The organism is Actinomadura sp. WMMB 499 (assembly GCF_008824145.1).
Taxonomy (GTDB): Bacteria; Actinomycetota; Actinomycetes; order Streptosporangiales; family Streptosporangiaceae; genus Spirillospora.
Genome location: NZ_CP044407.1, coordinates 3,575,775 through 3,594,285 on the forward strand (window position 1 = coordinate 3,575,775; position 18,511 = coordinate 3,594,285).

General features: G+C 72.8%; 17 protein-coding genes. 8 read left to right on the forward strand and 9 right to left on the reverse strand.

What is annotated here, in order from left to right; genetic code table 11:
• Positions 1-4: 4 nt before the first annotated feature.
• Complete coding sequence (locus F7P10_RS15520; protein ID WP_151009996.1) at positions 5-1,552, reverse strand: ABC transporter substrate-binding protein; 1,548 nt, start codon at positions 1,550-1,552, stop codon at positions 5-7.
• 259 nt (positions 1,553-1,811) lie between these two features.
• On the opposite strand from F7P10_RS15520, the gene F7P10_RS15525 reads away from it, so the two are divergent.
• On the forward strand, positions 1,812-2,921 hold the full coding sequence (locus tag F7P10_RS15525) for a glycerophosphodiester phosphodiesterase family protein (protein WP_151009997.1): 1,110 nt from the start codon (positions 1,812-1,814) through the stop codon (positions 2,919-2,921).
• A 170-nt stretch (positions 2,922-3,091) separates the two neighbouring features.
• Positions 3,092-3,523, forward strand: a complete 432-nt coding sequence (locus F7P10_RS15530; RefSeq protein ID WP_151009998.1) for a Fur family transcriptional regulator — start codon at positions 3,092-3,094, stop codon at positions 3,521-3,523.
• A 147-nt stretch (positions 3,524-3,670) separates the two neighbouring features.
• Here F7P10_RS15530 and katG read toward each other — a convergent pair whose 3' ends face one another.
• Together katG and F7P10_RS15540 are read right to left on the reverse strand one after the other, a co-directional pair.
• Positions 3,671-5,887 carry a catalase/peroxidase HPI gene (gene katG, locus F7P10_RS15535; protein ID WP_151009999.1) on the reverse strand — a complete coding sequence of 739 codons (2,217 nt, stop codon included), beginning with the start codon at positions 5,885-5,887 and terminating at the stop codon, positions 3,671-3,673.
• A 34-nt stretch (positions 5,888-5,921) separates the two neighbouring features.
• A complete protein-coding gene (locus tag F7P10_RS15540) occupies positions 5,922-6,326 on the reverse strand; it encodes a Fur family transcriptional regulator (RefSeq protein ID WP_151018059.1) in 405 nt (134 codons plus the stop codon).
• Positions 6,327-6,413: 87 nt separating this feature from the next.
• Here F7P10_RS15540 and F7P10_RS15545 point away from each other — a divergent pair, with 87 nt between their 5' ends.
• The 6 genes from F7P10_RS15545 (at position 6,414) to F7P10_RS15565 (ending at position 11,909) form a co-directional block, all read left to right on the forward strand.
• Positions 6,414-7,190, forward strand: a complete 777-nt coding sequence (locus tag F7P10_RS15545; RefSeq protein ID WP_254716617.1) for an SDR family oxidoreductase — start codon at positions 6,414-6,416, stop codon at positions 7,188-7,190.
• A gap of 138 nt (positions 7,191-7,328) precedes the next feature.
• Entirely contained in the window at positions 7,329-8,501 is a 1,173-nt protein-coding gene (locus F7P10_RS15550) for an APC family permease (RefSeq protein ID WP_151018061.1), read from the forward strand.
• A gap of 70 nt (positions 8,502-8,571) precedes the next feature.
• Entirely contained in the window at positions 8,572-9,963 is a 1,392-nt protein-coding gene (locus tag F7P10_RS15555; protein WP_151010000.1) for a sodium:alanine symporter family protein, read from the forward strand.
• Positions 9,964-10,381: 418 nt separating this feature from the next.
• A complete protein-coding gene (locus F7P10_RS15560; RefSeq protein ID WP_151010001.1) occupies positions 10,382-10,867 on the forward strand; it encodes a hypothetical protein in 486 nt (161 codons plus the stop codon).
• Positions 10,868-11,070: 203 nt separating this feature from the next.
• A complete protein-coding gene (locus tag F7P10_RS42355; RefSeq protein ID WP_176611484.1) occupies positions 11,071-11,211 on the forward strand; it encodes a hypothetical protein in 141 nt (46 codons plus the stop codon).
• Entirely contained in the window at positions 11,208-11,909 is a 702-nt protein-coding gene (locus tag F7P10_RS15565; RefSeq protein WP_151010002.1) for a DJ-1/PfpI family protein, read from the forward strand. Before F7P10_RS42355 ends, F7P10_RS15565 begins: the two co-directional genes overlap by 4 nt.
• A gap of 4 nt (positions 11,910-11,913) precedes the next feature.
• Here the strand turns inward: F7P10_RS15565 and F7P10_RS15570 are convergent, their stop codons facing one another.
• The 6 genes from F7P10_RS15570 to F7P10_RS15595 are packed head-to-tail and all read right to left on the reverse strand — an operon-like array spanning position 11,914 to position 18,511.
• Positions 11,914-13,029 (reverse strand): hypothetical protein, encoded by a 1,116-nt coding sequence (locus tag F7P10_RS15570; protein WP_151010003.1) that lies wholly within the window; start codon positions 13,027-13,029, stop codon positions 11,914-11,916.
• A gap of 17 nt (positions 13,030-13,046) precedes the next feature.
• On the reverse strand, positions 13,047-14,327 hold the full coding sequence (locus F7P10_RS15575; RefSeq protein WP_151010004.1) for an MCE family protein: 1,281 nt from the start codon (positions 14,325-14,327) through the stop codon (positions 13,047-13,049).
• Positions 14,324-15,313, reverse strand: a complete 990-nt coding sequence (locus F7P10_RS15580; RefSeq protein WP_254716618.1) for an MCE family protein — start codon at positions 15,311-15,313, stop codon at positions 14,324-14,326. The genes F7P10_RS15575 and F7P10_RS15580 overlap by 4 nt, the downstream gene beginning before the upstream one ends.
• On the reverse strand, positions 15,310-16,338 hold the full coding sequence (locus tag F7P10_RS15585) for an MCE family protein (RefSeq protein ID WP_151010005.1): 1,029 nt from the start codon (positions 16,336-16,338) through the stop codon (positions 15,310-15,312). The genes F7P10_RS15580 and F7P10_RS15585 overlap by 4 nt, the downstream gene beginning before the upstream one ends.
• Entirely contained in the window at positions 16,335-17,378 is a 1,044-nt protein-coding gene (locus F7P10_RS15590) for an MlaD family protein (protein WP_151010006.1), read from the reverse strand. Before F7P10_RS15590 ends, F7P10_RS15585 begins: the two co-directional genes overlap by 4 nt.
• The gene (locus F7P10_RS15595; RefSeq protein WP_151010007.1) at positions 17,378-18,511 is read right to left on the reverse strand and encodes an MCE family protein; all 1,134 of its coding nucleotides are present in this window, start codon (positions 18,509-18,511) and stop codon (positions 17,378-17,380) included. Before F7P10_RS15595 ends, F7P10_RS15590 begins: the two co-directional genes overlap by 1 nt.

The window sequence follows — 18,511 nt, forward strand, 5'->3', positions numbered from 1 at the left end:
CCGGTCAGGCCAGCCACACTCTGTCGAAACGCGCCCAGTTCACCGAGTTGGGCGGCGCGGGCTTCACCCCGTGCAGGCGGGACGAGACCGCGTTCAGCCACTCGGGGACGCCCCACAGCAGCAGGCCGCCCTCGTCCCGGATGCGCCGCTGGAGCGCCCCGTACCGGGCCGTCCGCTCCGCCGCGTCGGTGATCGACAGCGCTTCCCCGAACGCGTCGTCGAAGTCGCCGTGCTTCCAGGCCGTGGCGTTCTGCTTGGAGTCGGTGAGGAGCCGGTCGCTGATGTAGGTGGGGATCGGCATGGCGCCGCAGCGGTGGTTGCCGAGGATGCCGGTCTCCAGCTGGTCGGTGTAGTACGTCTCCGGCGGGCCGTTGACGATCTTCACGCGCAGCCCGGCCTCCGCCGCCTGCTCGGCGAACAGGTTCGCCGTGTCGACGAACCCGTCGGCGACGGTCGAGGTGTAGAACGTCACCTCCTTGTTCAGCGCCCCCGACCTGCGCAGCAGCGCGCGGGCCTCGGCGACGTCCCGTCCGCGCTGCGGCACGTCCGGGGGGTAGTAGTTGTAGCCGAGGCCGTACATGTCGTTGCCGACGGCGCCGCGCCCGCCGAGGACGACCTCCACCAGCCGCTCGCGGTCGGCGAGCAGCTTCACGGCCATCGCCGCGTCGGGGTCGTCGAACGGGGGCCGGTCGGTCTTCATCGCGATGCCCATCGCGCCGCTGCGCGGGGTGGCGACGATCCGCACGTCCCGGCTCTTGTCGACGACGCGGGCGAACGTCGGCGTCATCTCGTGCGCGTACTCGACCTCCCCGGCCCGGACGGCGTTCGCGCGGGCCTCCGTCTCGGCGGAGAGGATGCGCAGCTCGTCCAGGTGGGCGGGGCCCTCCCAGTGGTCGTCGAACCGGACGGCGGCGAACGACCGTCCCGCCGTGAACGAGGTGAAGCGGAACGGGCCGGTGCCGACCGGCTTGGACGGGTCGGTGTAGCCGCGCCGCACGATGGCCGTGCCGGTCATCGCCACCAGCGAGGCCAGTTCGGCGTTCGGCCGCTTGAGCCGGATCTCCACGACCCGCTTACCGACGGCGCGGGAACGCTCCAGGTCGATGTCCGACAGCGAGACGCGCGCGCGCCGGTCGACGGCGTCCGGGTCGAGGATGCGGGCGAGGCTGTAGAGGACGTCGTCCGCGTCCAGCACGTGGCCGTCGTGGAACGTGGCGGCGCGCAGGTGGAAGCGCCAGACGGTGGCGTCGTCGCCGGTCTCCCAGCGCTCCGCGAGGCGCGGCACCGGCCGCAGCGTCTCGTCGAAGTCCACCAGCTTGTCGAAGACCGCCTTGTGCCGGGCGATGTCGATGAACGCGCGCTGCGCGTGCGGGTCCATCGTCTCCTTGGCGCCCGCCCCGGGGAACGCGACCCGCAGCGTGCCGCCCTTGACGGGCGTGCCCGACCCCGCCGTGCCGCCGGACGAGCACGCGCCCAGCAGGACGGCGCCCGCCGCCCCGCCGGCCAGCCCGAGGAACCCGCGACGCGTCGGAGCGCCCGGCGCGCCGCTCACCACCTGCTCACCAACTGCTCACCCATGCCCACTCGATGCATCTAAACCGCAGATGCGAGGCTTTTGCAACTTATGTCCCCAAAGGGGCGATAGTCACGTGCGTCACAGTCCCCGCGAATGCGGTGCGCGGGCGGCTGTTCAGCGGGTGATCACGTGTCCGTCATCCGGTGCACGGACGGGCGCAGCGACCGGCGTCGAGGGTGGTGGCCGCCCGGCGCGGCGCCTGGCGAGGGGGAAGCACGCGGAAGGAAGTGCACGGATGAGGATGTGGCGCAAAGCGGCGGTGGGCGGCTGCGCGGCGGCCGTCCTGGCGGGCGGGATGGCCGGCGGCATCGCCGTTCCGGCCGAGGCCGGCGAGCGGGACCGCGGCCGGCACGGCGAGCGGTTCGACCTGCAGGCCCACCGGGGCGGGCTCGGGCTGGTCGCGGAGAGCACGACGGCGGCGTTCGCCAACGCGCTGCGGCTCGGGGTGTCCACGCTGGAGCTGGACGTGCAGATCACCCAGGACCGGCACGCGGTCGTCACCCACGACCGGCGGGTCAGCGGGAGCAAGTGCGAGGACACCGGCCCCGCGTTCCCCGGCGACCCCGAGTACCCGTACGTCGGCAAGTACGTCAAGGACCTGACGCTGCGGCAGGTGTGGACGCTGGACTGCGGCTCGCTGACACATCCGGGGCACCCGGCGCAGCGGCCCGTCCCGGGGGCGCGGATGCCGCTGCTCAGCGAGGTGTTCGGCCTCGTGCACCGGTACCGGGCCTACGGGGTGAAGCTCAACATCGAGACCAAGGTCGAGGCGGGGGCGCCGGAGGAGACGGCGCCGCGCGAGCAGTTCGTGCGGATCACCGCGCACGAGGTGCGCCGCGCCCGGATGCTGCGGCAGGTGACGATCCAGAGCTTCGACTGGGGCGCCCTGATGCGGATGCGCGAGGTGGAGCCCCGGCTGGAACTGGTGGCGCTCACCAACTACGACTTCCTCCAGACCGGGCAGCCCGGACGGTCGCCGTGGCTGGGCGGCATCGACATCGACGACTTCGGCGGCGACCCGCTCAGGGCGATCAAGTCGTTCGGCGCGTCCACGTTCTCGCCGGTGCACGGCTTCCCGCAGGACGGGACGGTCACCGACCCCGGCTACCGGCCCTACGTGACCGGGGCGATGGTGGACCGGGCGCACCGGCTGGGGCTCAAGGTGGTGCCGTGGACGATCAACGACGCGGCCACCATGCACAAGCTCATCGACGACGGTGTGGACGGCATCATCACCGACCGCCCGGACCGGCTCCGCGCGGTGATGGCCGACCGCGGCCTCAGGCTCCCGAAGCGCTACGAGGCCCGGTGGCCGCACCGCCGGACGGACGTCCGCACCGGCTGACCGAACCGGCCGATCGAACCGGCCGATCGAACCGGCTGACCGCGAGGGTTTTGTGGCGTTGGGGGGTGGCGTCGGCGCTTGATGCGGGCGGGTACGTTACATGTGGCCGTGCCCGGCCCGCATCATTCGTTGTCTTGAATCATTCACATTTGTGAAGTTAGGTTGACTCAATGACCGCATCCCAGCCACCGTCCACCGCCCAGGAGCTGCGCGGTGCCGGCCTGCGGGTGACGGCCGCCCGGGTCGCGCTGCTCGAGACCGTCCGGGCCGGCGATCACCTCGGCGTCGAGGCGCTCGCCTCGGGCGTCCGCGAGCGCGTGGGCCACATCAGCCTGCAGGCCGTCTACGAGGCGCTGCACGCGCTCACCGCGGCGGGGCTCGTGCGCCGCATCGAACCCGCCGGGAGCCCCGCCCGGTTCGAGGGACGCGTCGGCGACAACCACCACCACCTGGTGTGCCGCAAGTGCGGGTCGGTCAAGGACGTCGACTGCGCCGTCGGCCACCCGCCGTGCCTGGACCCCGTGGACCACGCCGGATACCTGGTCGACGAGGCCGACGTCACGTTCTGGGGCATCTGCCCCAGGTGCCAGGCCGCCGCCTGACGCCCGCCGCCCCCGGCACGCACGAACCCGGCACGCACGCACCCGCGAGCACGAACCCGCACGCACGCCCCCGGACGCCGGACGGCGTCCGGGACGGCCCTCGCAGACCCGTCCCGGACGCCGCCGATCACGCGGATCGGCCGGAGCTCAGGCGAGCTCGTACCGGTCGAGGTTCATGACCTTGTCCCACGCGGCGACGAAGTCCTGGACGAACTTCTCGCGCGCGTCGTCGCTCGCGTAGACCTCCGCGACCGCCCGCAGCTCGGAGTTCGAGCCGAAGACGAGGTCGGCGCGGCTGCCGGTCCACTTGACGTTCCCCGCGGCGTCGCGGCCCTCGAACGTCTCCGACTCCTCGTCCACCGGCTTCCACACGGTGCCCATGTCGAGCAGGTTGACGAAGAAGTCGTTGGTCAGCTTCCCGGGGGTGTCGGTGAGGACGCCCAGGGACGACTGGCCGTGGTTCACGTTCAGGACGCGCAGGCCGCCGAGCAGGACCGTCATCTCGGGCGTGCTCAGGGTGAGCAGGTTCGCCCGGTCGATGAGGAGGAACTCGCCCGGGAGCCGGTTGCCCTTCATGAGGAAGTTGCGGAACCCGTCGTGCGTGGGCTCCATCACCTCGAAGGACTCGACGTCGGTCTGCTCCTGCGACGCGTCCGTCCGGCCCGGGGTGAAGGGCACCTCGATGTCGTGGCCGGCGGCCTTGGCGGCCGCCTCGACGGCGGCGCAGCCGCCGAGCACGATCACGTCGGCCAGGGAGATCCGCTTGCCGCCGGTCTGCTCGGCGTTGAACGCCTCCTGGACGCCCTCGAGGGTGCGGAGCGCGGTCGCGAGGTTGTCCGGGTCGTTGACCTGCCAGCCGCGCTGCGGCTCGAGCCGGATCCGCGCGCCGTTGGCGCCGCCGCGCTTGTCGGAGCCGCGGAACGACGCGGCCGACGCCCACGCGGTGGCGACCAGCTGCGAGACCGGCAGGCCGGAGTCGAGCAGCCGGGCCTTGAGCGCGGCGATGTCCGCGGCGTCGACGAGCTCGTGGTCCACCGCCGGGACGGGGTCCTGCCACACGAGCGTCTCGGTCGGGACCTCGGGGCCGAGGTAGCGGGCGACCGGGCCCATGTCGCGGTGGGTCAGCTTGAACCACGCGCGGGCGAAGGCGTCCGCGAACTCGTCCGGGTTCTCGAGGAAGCGCCGCGAGATCGGCTCGTAGATCGGGTCGAAGCGCAGCGACAGGTCGGTCGTCAGCATCTCCGGCTGCCGGTTCAGCGTGCCGTCCTCCGGGTCGGGCACGGTGTTGGCGCCCGCGCCGTCCTTGGGCCGCCACTGGTTCGCCCCGGCGGGGCTCTTCGTCAGCTCCCACTCGTAGCCGAAGAGGGTCTCGAAGAAGCTGTTGTCCCACTTGGTCGGGGTGGGCGTCCAGGTGACCTCGAGGCCGCTGGTGTGGGAGTCGCGGCCCTTGCCGGAGCCGTGCGTGCTCTTCCAGCCGAGGCCCTGCTCCTCCAGCGGGGCGCCCTCGGGCTCCGGGCCGATGGCGTCGTCGGCCGGGGCGGCGCCGTGCGCCTTGCCGAAGGTGTGCCCGCCCGCGATCAGCGCGACGGTCTCCTCGTCGTTCATCGCCATGCGGCCGAACGTCTCGCGGATGTCGCGGGCCGCGGCGATCGGGTCCGGGTTGCCGTTCGGGCCCTCCGGGTTGACGTAGATGAGGCCCATCTGCACCGCGGCGAGGGGCTTCTCCAGGTCGCGCTCGCCGCTGTAGCGCTCGTCGTCGAGCCAGCCGGTCTCCGGGCCCCAGAAGACGTCCTCCTCCGCCTCCCAGGCGTCCTCGCGGCCGCCCGCGAAGCCGAACGTCTTGAAGCCCATCGACTCCAGCGCGACGTTGCCGGCCAGGACCATCAGGTCGGCCCACGAGATCTTGTTGCCGTACTTCTTCTTCACCGGCCACAGGACGCGCCGGGCCTTGTCGAGGCTCGCGTTGTCCGGCCAGCTGTTGAGCGGCGCGAAACGCTGCTGGCCCGCCCCGGCGCCGCCCCGGCCGTCGCTGACGCGGTAGGTGCCGGCGCTGTGCCACGCCATCCGGATCATCAGCGGGCCGTAGTGCCCGTAGTCGGCCGGCCACCAGTCCTGCGAGTCGGTGAGGGCGGCGGCGATGTCCTGCTTCACGGCCGGGAGGTCGAGGCTCTTGAACGCCGCGGCGTAGTCGAAGTCCTCGCCCATCGGGTTGGCCACGGCGGGGTTCTTGGCGAGCAGCTTCAGGTTGAGCCGGTCCGGCCACCAGCCGCGGTTGCCGCCGCCCTGCGTCGGGTGCGCGGCACGGTGCACGACGGGGCAGCCGCCCTCGCTCGCGCTGGTGTCGGAGGCGTTGTTGTCGGCCATGCGTTTCCTTCCGGGTGTCAGGAGGGGTGGGAGATCAGGAACTGTCTGCGGTCGAGCAGTCGGAGCACAGCCCCCAGAAGACGACCTCGGCCTCGTCGACCGTGAAGCCGAGATCGTCCGACGCGGTCAGGCACGGCGCCTCGCCGACGGCGCAGTCGACGTCGGCGATGGCACCGCAGTCCCGGCACACGAGGTGGTGGTGGTTGTCCCCGACCCGCAACTCGTAGCGCGCCACGGAGCCGGACGGCTGGATGCGCCGCACCAGTCCCGCGGCGGTCAGCGTGCGCAACGAGTCGTACACGGCCTGGTGGGAGACCTTCGGGAGGCGCCTGCGCACGGCCCCGATGATCGTGTCGGTGTCCGCGTGCGGATGCGCCCGCACCGCGCTCAGCACGGCCGTCCGGGGACGGGTCACGCGCAGCGCGGACCCGCGCAGCATCTCCTGGAAGTCCAAGGCCTTCGCCACGTCGGAAAGACTGTCCCAGTTTCTTGAATGAGTCAAGAGTAGGAATCGATAAGGAGGAAAATGATGATCTCCCGCCCGGCGAGCCCCCGCCGCCGCGTGCCCGACATGCGGCTGAGTACGCTGCGCGGCATGGGCGAAACAGCGATCATCACGGGAGCGGCGGGCGGCATCGGCGCGGCGGCGGCCCGGCGGCTGGCCGCGGCAGGCGCCCGGTGCGTCCTCGTCGACCGCGACCCCGGGGTGTCCGACATGGCCGCCGCCATCGGCGGCACCGCGCTGGTGGGCGACCTGACCGACCCCGAACTGTCGGAGCGCGCCGTCGCGGAGGCGGGCGACGGGCTCCGCCTGCTCGTCCTCAACGCCGGGACGAACTGCGCCGACAAGGACCCGGCGACGCTCGACCTCGACCGCTACCGGGCGGTCGTCGGGGTGAACCAGCACTCGGTCACCTACGGGCTGCGGGCGGCGCTCCCGGTGCTGCGCCGTGGCGGCGGCGGCTCGATCGTGGTCACCGCGTCGCTCGCCGCGCTGCACGGCGTCGAACAGGACCCGATCTACACGATGACCAAGCACGCGGTCATCGGCCTGGTCCGCGCGCTGTCCGGCCCGCTGTCGCGCGAGGGGATCCGGCTGTCCGCCGTCTGCCCCGGACTCGTCGACACCCCGCTCACCGCGGGCGCGCGCGACCGCTTCCAGGCCGCGGGCATCCCGATGCTCAGCGCCGACGAGGTCGCCGCCGCCATCGAGGAGACGCTCCGCAGTGGCGAGCCCGGCACGGAACTGGTCGTCCATCCGGGCCGGCCTCCCGTGCGTTACGTCCAGGCCCCGATCCCTTAACGTCCCGGCCCCTCGCGGCCGGGTAGGTTCCGGGCGTCGAACCGCGCACCCGCCGAGGGGGACCCCGTGAGCGAACCGCCGGACGAGCTGCGCCGCCGGCTCGGGACGTTCGACGCGGTGGTCGTCGGGCTCGGCGCGATGCTCGGCGCGGGCATCTTCGCGGCGCTCGCCCCGGCCGCCCGCGCGGCCGGGCCGGGGCTGCTGCTCGGGCTCGCGCTGGCCGGGGCGGTCGCGTACTGCAACGCGACCTCGTCGGCGCGGCTGGCCGCACGGTACCCGGCGTCCGGCGGCACCTATGTCTACGGCCGCGAACGGCTCGGCGAGTTCTGGGGCTACCTGGCCGGGTGGGCGTTCGTCGTCGGCAAGACCGCCTCGTGCGCGGCGATGGCCCTGACCGCCGGCCGCTACGTCTGGCCCGACCACGGGCACGCGGTCGCGGTCGCGGCGGTCGTCACGCTGACCGCGGTGAACTACCTCGGCGTGCACAAGTCCGCCCTGCTCACCCGCGCGATCGTCGCGGTCGTCCTGGCGGTGCTGGCCGCCGTGGTCGCGGCGGTCCTGACCTCCGGCGAGACGGACGCCGCCCGCCTCGGTCCCGGCACGGACGCCGGCGCGGGCGGGGTGCTGCAGGCCGCCGGGATCCTGTTCTTCGCGTTCGCCGGGTACGCGCGCATCGCCACTCTCGGCGAGGAGGTCCGCGACCCCGCGCGCACCATCCCCCGCGCGATCCCGATCGCGCTGGGCATCGTCCTCGCGGTGTACGCGGCGGTCGCCGTCGCGGCGCTGGCGGTGCTGGGCGGCGGCGGTCTCGCGCGGACGGACGCGCCGCTGGCGGCGGCCGTCGAGGCGGCGGGGCTCGCGGGCCTCGCGCCGGTCGTCCGCGCCGGTGCGGCCGTCGCCGCGCTCGGCGCGCTGCTCGCGCTGATCCTCGGCGTCTCGCGGACCACCCTGGCGATGGCCCGCGACCGGCACCTGCCGCGCGCGCTCGCCGCCGTCCACCCCCGGTTCGGCGTCCCGCACCGGGCCGAGCTCGCGGTCGGCGCCGTCGTCGCGGTGGCCGCCGCGACCGCCGACCTCCGCGCGGTCATCGGGTTCTCGTCCTTCGGGGTGCTGCTGTACTACGCGATCGCGAACGCCGCCGCGTGGACGCTCGCACCGGACGAGGGGCGGCCGCCGCGGATCGTCCCCGTGCTCGGCCTCGCGGGCTGCCTGGCACTCGCGTTCGCTCTCCCGTTCATGTCCGTGATCGCGGGTATGGGAGTGCTGGCGGCGGGCGCTTTCTGGTACATGCTCCGGCGGTTTGCGGGCTGATCTTCACAAAGTCGGGAATGCACGTTACGTTCCCACCAGTAACTCACGTCTCACGGAACGCGGTGGTTTCATGGAGTCGATCGAGGACTTCCTATCCGACGTGAGCAGCTTCGTCTGGGGACCGTGGCTGCTCATTCCGCTACTACTGCTGACCGGGCTCTATCTCACGATCTTGCTGCGGGGCATCCAGTTCCGGCACTTCAAGCTCGCCTTCTGGCTCGCGTTCATCAAGCGCAGCGACGACCCCGGCAGCGAGGGCGACATCGCCCACTACCAGGCGCTGACGACGGCGCTGGCCGCCACGGTGGGCGTCGGGAACATCGCGGGCGTCGCGACCGCGATCGCCCTCGGTGGTCCGGGCGCGGTGTTCTGGATGTGGTGCACGGGCCTGGTCGGGATGGCGACCAAGTACAGCGAGGCGTTCCTCGGGGTCCGCTTCCGGCGCAAGGACGCGGCGGGCGAGCAGAGCGGCGGCCCCATGCACTACCTGCGCGAGGGGATCAAGGGCCGGCTCGGCTGGTTCCTCGGCGGGTTCTTCGCCATCGCGGGCGTTTTCGCCTCGTTCGGCATCGGCAACATGGTCCAGGCCAACACCGTGACCAGCAACGTCGAGGCCGAGTGGGGCCTGCACACCTGGATCACCGGGATCGTGCTCACGCTCGTCTCCGCCGCGGTGATCGTCGGCGGCATCAAGGTGATCGGCCGGATCACCGCGGCGTTCGTCCCGATCATGATCGTCCTCTACATCCTCGGCGCGCTCGGCGTCCTGGCGTTCAACCTCGGCGAGCTGCCCGGCGCGGTCGGCCTCATCTTCTCCGACGCCTTCTCGGGCACGGCGGCCACCGGCGGCTTCGTCGGCGCGGGCATCGCGGCGGCGATCCAGTACGGCGTCGCGCGCGGGATCTTCTCCAACGAGTCCGGCCTGGGCACCGGGGGCATCGCCGCGGCGGCCGCCAAGACCACGCACCCGGTGCGGCAGGCGCTCGTGTCGATGACCCAGACCTTCATCGACACCCTGGTCGTCGTCAGCTTCACCGCGCTGGCGATCATCGTGACGGACGCCTGGAAGATCGGCGGCGAGGCCGAGGCCGCCACCTTCACCGCGTACGCCTTCGACGAGGGGCTGCCGGGCGACTGGGGCAGCGTCATCGTCACGCTCGGGGTGCTGTTCTTCGCCTCCTCCACCATCCTCGGGTGGTCGTACTACGGCGAGCGCTGCACGGAGTACCTGTTCGGCCGCCAGGCCGTCCCCCTGTACCGCGTGGTCTTCATCGGGATGATCTACGTGGGGTCGGTCTCCACGATCACCGCGGTGTGGAACTTCTCCGACGTGATGAACGGGCTGATGGCACTGCCCAACCTCGTGGGCCTGCTCATCCTGAGCCCGCTCGTCCTGCGGGAGACCCGCGCCTACTTCAAGCGCGGGCCGCAGGAGGAGCCGTCCGAGGCGCTGAAGACCTGACGCCCGCGCCGCCCCGGGACGCTCGCCGCCCCGGGGCGGCCTGGAACAGGTTCTCGTAAATCGTTTCAGGGCCCGCCGGACGGTCAACGCACCGGCTACCGAATGCCACAATTTAACATTGTCGCCACACTCATCACAGGAGTCACATAAATGACTCCAGATAAATGCCAAAGGACGGCGACAATATCGGCATCTTTCGGACGTTGACCGCCCCGCGGGCCTTGCCTATGGTGTGAGTAGAACGCGTTCTAGTCAGATGGCCGGCAGCCGCCGATGGCGACGGATGTCCGGCCCGTCCCGATTCGCCGCGTCTCTTCCGATCCCCCGGCCACGGACGGACGAGCCGACGGAGCGCGGACTCCCACCCCATTCCTTCGGGTGCAGGCGCGACGCCCACGTCCCCGAAATGAGGACCCCCTTGTCCCGCATCAGCAAGAAGGCCGCGTTCTTCGCGACGACCGCGGCGGCCGCCCTCACCGTCACCATGACCGCCACCCCCGCGCTGGCCTGGCCGGCCGGCGACTTCACCGCCACCCTCGCCGGTGACATGGTGATCGACGCGGGCATCGCCGCCACGTGCACCGACTCCACCCTCAGCGGCACCGTCGCGACCGACGGCACGCTCACCGTCACCAGCGCCTCCGTCAGCGGCTGCGGCGTCACCGTCACCCCCGTCGGCCTGCCCTGGAGCGGCAGCCTCAGCGGCGGCGTCGCGAGCTTCGACGGCTTCCAGATGAGCGCCATCGGCTGCACCTTCGGCGGCGACATCACCGGTTCCTACTCCGGCGGCGAGACCTTCCCGGTCACCGCCGCCTTCACCGAGCAGACCGTCGACCGGACGAGCGGCTGGCTGTGCCCGTCGTCCGCCACCGTCACCGCCTCGTACACCTTCACCCAGCCCTGATCCCCCTCTCCGTGGCCCCGGCGGGCGCCCGCCGGGGCCACGGCGCTGCCATCTTATTGGCGGACCGCCAATAGCTATTGGCATCGCGCCAATTTGCCTCTAGGCTCGTGGTCGGCGGCACACCGACTCCGGCGGCCCCCGCCCCCGCACGTACCGCGCCGGACGGGGGCGGGGGCCACCGGTTCCTCTCCGGGGAGACGCGCATGGCCGACGACAATCCCGTCCCGTCGGGCGCCGCCCCGTCGCTGTGCCGGATCCTGGCCCCGCTGCCCGACGGCGGCACCGCCGGCGCCATCATCGACGCCCTGCTCGGCGGGGACGCGCCCGAGGAGGACACCCGGTGAACATCGTCTACGTGCTCTATCCCGGGTTCACGGCCCTCGACCTCGTCGGCCCCTACGAGGTGATCAGCCGCTGGCCGGACGCCCGCGTGCACTTCCTCGCGACGTCCCCGCGCCCCGTCCGCGCGGACGTCGGGCTCACGGTCGTCCCCTCCTGCACGCCCGAGACGGCCCCGCGCCCGGACGTCATCGTCGTTCCCGGCGGCGGCGAGACCGCCTCCCTCGATGCCGCCGCCGATCCCGCGCTCATCGGCTGGATCCGCCGCGCGGCCCCGCACGCCGACCGGCTGGCCTCCGCCTGCACCGGCGCCTTCCTCTACGCCGCCGCGGGCCTCCTCGAAGGCCGCCGCGCCACCACGCACTGGGGCATGCGCGAGAACCTCCGCGCGATGGGCGTCGACGTGGTCGCCGAGCGCGTCGTCTTCGACGGCCCCGTCGTCACCGGCGCGGGCGTCTCGGCCGGTATCGACATGGCGCTGGCGCTGACCGCCGAGGTCCACGGGGAGCGGACGGCCAAGGCGCTGCAGCTGCTCATCGAGTACGACCCGCAGCCGCCGTTCGACAGCGGCTCCCCGGACACCGCGTCCGCCTCCACCCTGCGCACGGCCGCGCGCATGCTCCTCGGCGACAGGCCGTTCGCCACCGTCCGCCGGGTCACCGGCCACCTGCTCACCGCCCGTCGCCGCCGCCCGGTCCGCTGAGCGCTCACTCCGCCGGCGACGCTCCCGGCGTCGGCACGACCGCCCCGCCGCCGCTGCCCTGCTGGCGTCCTTCGGGGTCGGTCATCGTCTCCTGCGCCGCCCCGATCGAGGTCACCTCGCTCACGCGCCACGCGCCGTCCTTGCGCTCCAGCTTCATGTCCAGGTGCGAGCCCAGGACCCGCCGGGTGCCCGCCGAACTGCGCACCTCCGAGTCCAGCACGACGATCGCCCGCGCGCTCGACTCGTCCACGTCCCCGAGGTAGACGGCCCGCACGGTTGCGGACGCGTCCGCCTTGAGCTTGGTGATGACGCCCTCGAGCCCGCCGGTGAACGCGACGTCGTAGGTCTTGGCGAAGTCCTCCGACGAGAGCGCCAGCACCCGGTTCCGGGCGTCCTGCAGGTGCTCGTGGTCGTAGCTGAGCAGCGCCTGCCCGAACTCGCCCGCCCGCTTCTCCACCGCGGCCCGCGCGACCTCCTCGCCCGCGGCCTGATCCGCCCGGTACCACTGCAGCCCGGCGGTCGCGACCGCCGCGGCGAGGACCAGCGCCCCCGCCGCACGGACGAGCGCCCCCCGTCCGGGTCGCCCCCGGCCCGCGCGCTTCCCGCCGCCGTCCGCGCCCGCGTCCGCGTCCGCGCTCCCGGAACCGCCCCGGGAGTCCTCACCGTCCGCGCTGTTCACGCCGTCCGCGCCGTCCGCGCCGTCCGCGCCGTTCGCCTCGGTGTCGGAGCCTTTGGCGTCCTCGGATCCCTTGGCGTCCTTGACGTCCTTGGATCCTTTGACGTTCTCGGAGCCCTTAGAGCCCTTGGCGTCCTCGGCACCCTTGCCCTCGGCGGTCTTGCCTTCAGCGGTCTTGCCCTCAGCGTCCGTGGCCTTGGCGGTCCTGCGCTCGGGTTTCACGTTCTCGACGTCCGCACCCGCTTCCCCGTCGCCCGCGGAATCCGGCTGCGCGGTCACCGCCTCCTCCGCGTCCGCCCCTTCTGCGTCCGAATCATCCACATCCGTGCGCTTCGCGCCCGCGGGCTCGGCGCTCGCCTCTTCGGCGTTCGCGGCGGATGCGTCGGAGGTGTCGGTGGTCGGGGTTTCGCGGTCCGCCTCGGCGGTCTCGACGTCGGCTGACATCGGTGCCTCCCTCTCGGTCATTTCTGCTTGCGGGCCCGCACGGTACGCAGGGTGCGGGCGGCGACGGCCAGCAGGACGAGCGCGCCCAGCACCGGCGGCCACAGGGGGAACCCGCCGCCGGACGGCTCGTCCGCCGCGTCGACCGGGCGCGACGACATCGCGGGGTTCGCGCCGGGCGTGGACCGCGACCCGGACGCCGCACGGTCGGCGGCGTCCCGTTCGTCCCCGTCGCCGGACTCCCCGCCGGACGACCCGCCGGGCGGGGCGCACAGGGTCAGTTCGGCCGGCTTCGGATGGGGGCGCGGGTCGGCGTACTCGGTCGGGGCGTTGCTGCCGCCGACGGTGATGACGGGCGTCACGCGCAGGTAGGGGCCGGTGGCGTCGCGGGCGGTGATGTCGGTGACGAGGGCGTTCAGGGTCGGGACGCTCTCGAGGACGTGCCGGATCTTCGCCGAGTTCGACGCGGTGAGCAGGGGCGGGGACGGGGCGGCCGCGGCGGTCAGCAGGCAGCCGAGGCCGGGGCGGGACTTCTGCAGGAGGTCGTTGACGCCGGCGATCGCGCCGGGGCCGTCGTCGAGGACGGTCTCGAGGTGTTCGCGCTCGCGGCGGATCGTCGCGGTGACGGTCGCGAGGTCGTTGACGCCCGAGGCGAGCGGCTGGCGGCGGTCGGCGAGGGTCGAGGTGAGCCGGGTGAGTTCGACCGCGAGGGCGTCGAGCGTTCCGGCGTCGGCGGCGAGCGTCCTGGTGAGCTGGTGCGAGTCGCCGATGATCGCGTTGATGGAGGTGCCGCGCCCCTCCAGCCCGGCGGCGGCCTCGTGCACGAGCGTCTGCGCGTCGCGGGGGTCGACGGCGCGGAGCGTGTCGTTGAGCCCGGCGAACAGCTGCTGGTAGTCGACGGTCGACTCGGTGCGGGCGACGGGGATCCGGTCGCCGTCGCTCAGGTCGTCGCCGCCCGGACGGGACGGCGGGGTCAGCTCGATGTACGGTTCGCCGATCGCCGACTTGCGCAGGACGCGGGCGCCGACACCGGCGGGGACGTCCGTCCCGCGGTCGAGGTCGAGCCGGACGTCGACGTGCCCGGCGCGCAGTTCGACGCCGCCGACGGTGCCGACGTGGACGCCGAGGTGCGTGACCTCCTGGTCGGCGCGGAGCCCGGGGGACGTCGCGAACTGGACGGTCACGTGGTACGGGCGTTCGAGGGCGTCGATGCTGATGATGCTGCGGACGGCCCAGATCGCGAGGATGACGCCGAGGGCGGCGAAGAACACGAGGTTGATGACGATGCGGGGCTGCTTCATGGGCGGGGTCCCATCAGGTGCCACGGCTGCCGCTGGGTGGTGTGGGCGGTGGTGCCGGGCTGCGGGAGGAAGCCCTTGATCCACAGGAACAGCAGTGCCTGCCCGCTGTGCGAGACGGAGGGCCCGCGCAGGAACCCCAGGACGGCGTTGGCGAGTTCCTTGAGGTCGTCGCCGCCCCGGACGGCGGCGGCGAGCAGGCTGTCGGCGCGCTTGAGGAGCGTGGCGAGGCGTTCGGCGTGCCGGACCTGCACGTTGCTGTTGACCGACTTGCCCAGCTTCGTCAGCTCCTGGACGGCCCGTTTCACCTGCGCCCGGTCGTTCTGCAGGCGTTCGGTGGCGAGCGCGATGTTGCCCGGCAGTGCGTCGATGGTGTCGCTGCCGGCGCGGAGCGAGTGGCCGAGCCGGGCGAGGTCGTCCATGGCGCGGCCGAGGTCGGCGCTGGCGGCGGCGTAGGAGTCGGACGTCTCGGCGGCCTTCTTGATGAGGACGTTGAGCCGCTGCCCCCGGCCGCCGAGGGCGGTGGCCGACTCGCGGGAGATCGTGGAGATCTCCTGGCCGCCGAGCGCGGCGAGGAGGGGGCCGAGGCGGGCGCTGATCTGCTCGAGGTCCGGCTGCACGGTCGTCCGGTCGATCGCCGCGCCGGACGCCAGGAACGGCCCGGCGCTCGCGCCGTCGGGCGGCTGCAGCCGCACGTAGTTCTCGCCGAGCAGGGACGTCTTCGCGATCGCCGCCGTGGTGCCGACGGGCACCCGGACGTCGTCCTTGAGCGACATCGTGACCTCGGCCCGGTGCCCGGACAGTTCGACGCCGACGACGGTGCCGACGCGGATGTCGGAGATCTGCACGCTGTGCCCGACGACGAGGCTCTGCACGTCGTCGAACTTCGCGGTGAGGCGCATGTCGCCCTGCGGGGCGCCGATGGTCTGCAGGGTGCACCCGCAGGCGGTGAGGAGCAGGACGAGCGCCAGTGCGGCTCGCGTGATCATCGCGGCCCCTCCGTGCAGTTCGCGAGCGCGGGCTGGCCCTCCAGGCAGGGGACGGTGCCCCAGCCCATGGCGTCGAACAGCGGCTGGAGCCAGGCGCGGAGGGTGCCGTGGACGACGACGCGGATGGTCGCGACGTGGTTCTCCCGGTCCCAGCCGTCGATGGCGACGTCGGCGAAGGTGCCGAGCGCCTCGATCGCCTGGTTGAGCGACCCCGCGTTGGACTTGAGCGTCAGCACGATGTTCGACAGGTCGGAGACGGTGCTCGGCAGCGTCTCCTTGTAGGCGGTGACGAGGACGCGGCTCTCCCGGATCGCGGCGGCGAGGCCGCGGATGAACTCGGTGAGCCGCGCGCGTTCCTCGGTGAGCGACCGGCTGACCGTGGAGAACGAGTCGATCAGCTCGCCGAGCCGCTTGTCGCGGGAGTTCAGCTCGGTGGCGAGGGTGCGCAGCCCGTCGGCGAGGGAGACGATGCGCTCGTCCTGGGCGGCGAGGTTCTCGGTGAGGTCGGCGGTGCCGCGCAGCGCGTCGTTGATGTCGCCGCCGCGGCCGCGCAGGTCCTCGGCGCCGCGCCCGACGGCGTCGCCGAGCTGGTTCGGGTCGATGGACTTGTTGAGCCGGGCGAACGCGGCGAGCGCGTCGTCGATCTCCACCGGCAGCTTCGTCCGCTCCTGCGGGATCACCATGCCGGACGGGGCCTTGGGCGCGCCGGGCTGCCACGGCGGGTGCAGGACGACGAAGCGTTCGCCGAGCGCGTTCGCGGAGGCGATCGCGGCGCGGGTGTCGCGGCGGACCGGCACCGACTCCTCGACCTCCAGCTCCACCCGGACCCGGTTCTCCTCCGGCCGGATGGAGACGACGCTGCCGGCGTCCGCGCCCATGATCCGCACGCGGGACTGCTCGTACAGGGAGGTCGTCTTGGCGAAGTAGACGGTGAGCCGGATCTTGCCTTCGCCGGGGACGAGCGCGCAGCCGCCGGTCGCGGCGAGCAGGGCGAGGGTGGCGGCGGCCGCGATGAGGCGTCTCATGGCCGTCCTCCGTTCGCGGGCGATTCGGGGTTCATCTTCGCGAGTTCGGCGAGGTCCTTCGGGGACAGCGGGCCGAGGCCGGTGGAGACGACGTCGAGCCAGGGGCCGCGCCCGCCGACGCTGGAGAGGCCGCTGAGGGTGGGGCCCGCCCAGGCGAGCAGTTCGTTAAAGTCGCCGGTGGCCGGCCGCAGGGTGCCGAGGGTGCCCTGCAGGTCGGACATGACGGTCTCGAGCTGCTTCTGCTGCTTGTCGATGAGCCGGGTGAGCGTGGCGACCGTCCGCCCGCCGCTGCCGAGGAACGTCGACAGCTCGGTCTTGCGGCGTTCGAGCTCGTCCAGCATGAGCCGGACGTTGTTGAGCAGCGCGGACAGCTGCCGTTCCTTGGTGCGGGCGAGGTCGAGCACCTGGTCGCCGCTGGTCAGCAGCTTCTCGATCTGCGGTTCGGACTCGTTCACGGTCCGCGCCAGGTCGGCGAGGTTGGTGAGGGTGCGGCTGAGCCGGCCGCGGTCGTCGTCGGACAGCCCGTTCAGCTCGCCGAGGATGCGGTCGATGGAGCGGGTGTCGAGGCGGGTGATCGTCTCGGTCGAGCGGTTCAGGACGTCGTTGATGGTGGCGGGCGTGCCGGTGCGGTCGAGCGGGACGCGGCGCCGCTCGTCCGACAGGTCGGCCAGGTGCGGGGTGGTGACCGGGCCGGACAGCCGCAGGTACCGGCCGCCGAGGACGCTCGCGACCTCGACGTCCGCGCGGGTCGCGGGCCCGAGGTCGACCCCCGAGTCCACCTCCCAGGTCACCAGGACGTTGCCCTTGCCCCAGTCGGGTTCGACGGCGGTGACCTCGCCCGCGCGGATGCCCGCCACCCGCACCTCGTCGCCGGACTTCAGCCCGCCGGTCTCGGCGAACACCCCGGTGACGGTGTAGCGGTTGAGGAGCAGGCCCTCGGTGCCGATGAGGTAGACGGCGGCGACCAGCGCGAGCAGGGTGCCGGACGAGACGAGCCCGACGGTGATCCGGTTGCGGTCGCGCAGCGAGCCGAGCGGCATCAGGCGCCTCCCACCAGCAGGTGGCGCAGCGCCCCCGCCGAGTCGATGCGGACGCGGCCGCCGGTCGAGGCCGCGGGCTGCGTCCCGCCGGACGTCCCGGACGCCCCGGCCGTCCCGGGCTCGCGCCCGCCCGGCAGCTTCGTCGGGTACGGGCAGGGCGGGGCGGCGAGGCTGAGGCAGGGGATGGCCGCCTCGATGTAGGTGCCGTTGTCGGTGGCCGCGAAGATGCGCTGCAGCTTCGGCGACGCCGTCCCGAGCACGTCCGCGAGCGTCCCGACGTTGCGCCGCACCCCGGACGTCAGCTCCGACAGCCGGGCGACGACGGCGGACAGCTCGCGGCTGTTGCCGGTCAGGACGGCGTCGGAGGTGCGGGCCATCGTGGCGAGCTCGACGATGGCCTCGTCGACGAGCTTGCGGTTGTCGGCGAACGCCCCGCTCAGGTCGACGAGCCCGTCGACCGCCTTGCCGATCTGCTGGTCCCGGCGCGCGATGATCTCGGTGATGGTGGCGTAGTCGGCCAGCATCTGCTTGAGCGTGGCACGGCGCGCCGCGATCGTGGACGACAGCCGGTCGACGTTCACGATCAGCTTGTCGATCTCGGCGGCGTTGCCGTTGAGCGCCTGCGCCAGCGACACCAGGACGGTGTTGACCTGCGTGGGGTCGATGCTCTCGGTGAGCGGCGCGAGCTGGTCGATGAGGGCGCCCGCGTCGACGACCGACCGGGTGCGGGTGATGTGCGCGCCGGGGCGCATCTCCTCGGGGCTCGTGCCGGGGATGAGGTAGACGACGCGGCTGCCCATGGCGTCGCGCCAGCGGATCGCGGCCTCGCTGTCGGACGGGACGCTGACGGACTCGTTCACGTGCATCCGCACCTTGGCGCGGCCGTCGACGATCTTCAGCTCCTCGACCCGGCCCACCGGGGCGCCCGCGATCTTGACCTCGTCGCCGACGGCGAGGCCGCTGGCGTCGTCGAAGGTGGCCGACACCGTCCAGCCGTCGGCGAAGCTCAGCCGGGCGATCTGCGCGCCGATGAACGCGGTGAGCAGCCCGGTCACCGTCACGAACGCCGCCAGCCGCACCACCAGGCCGATGCGGGCGCGCCTGCGCGCGTTCGGCTTGTTCGGGCCCGCCAT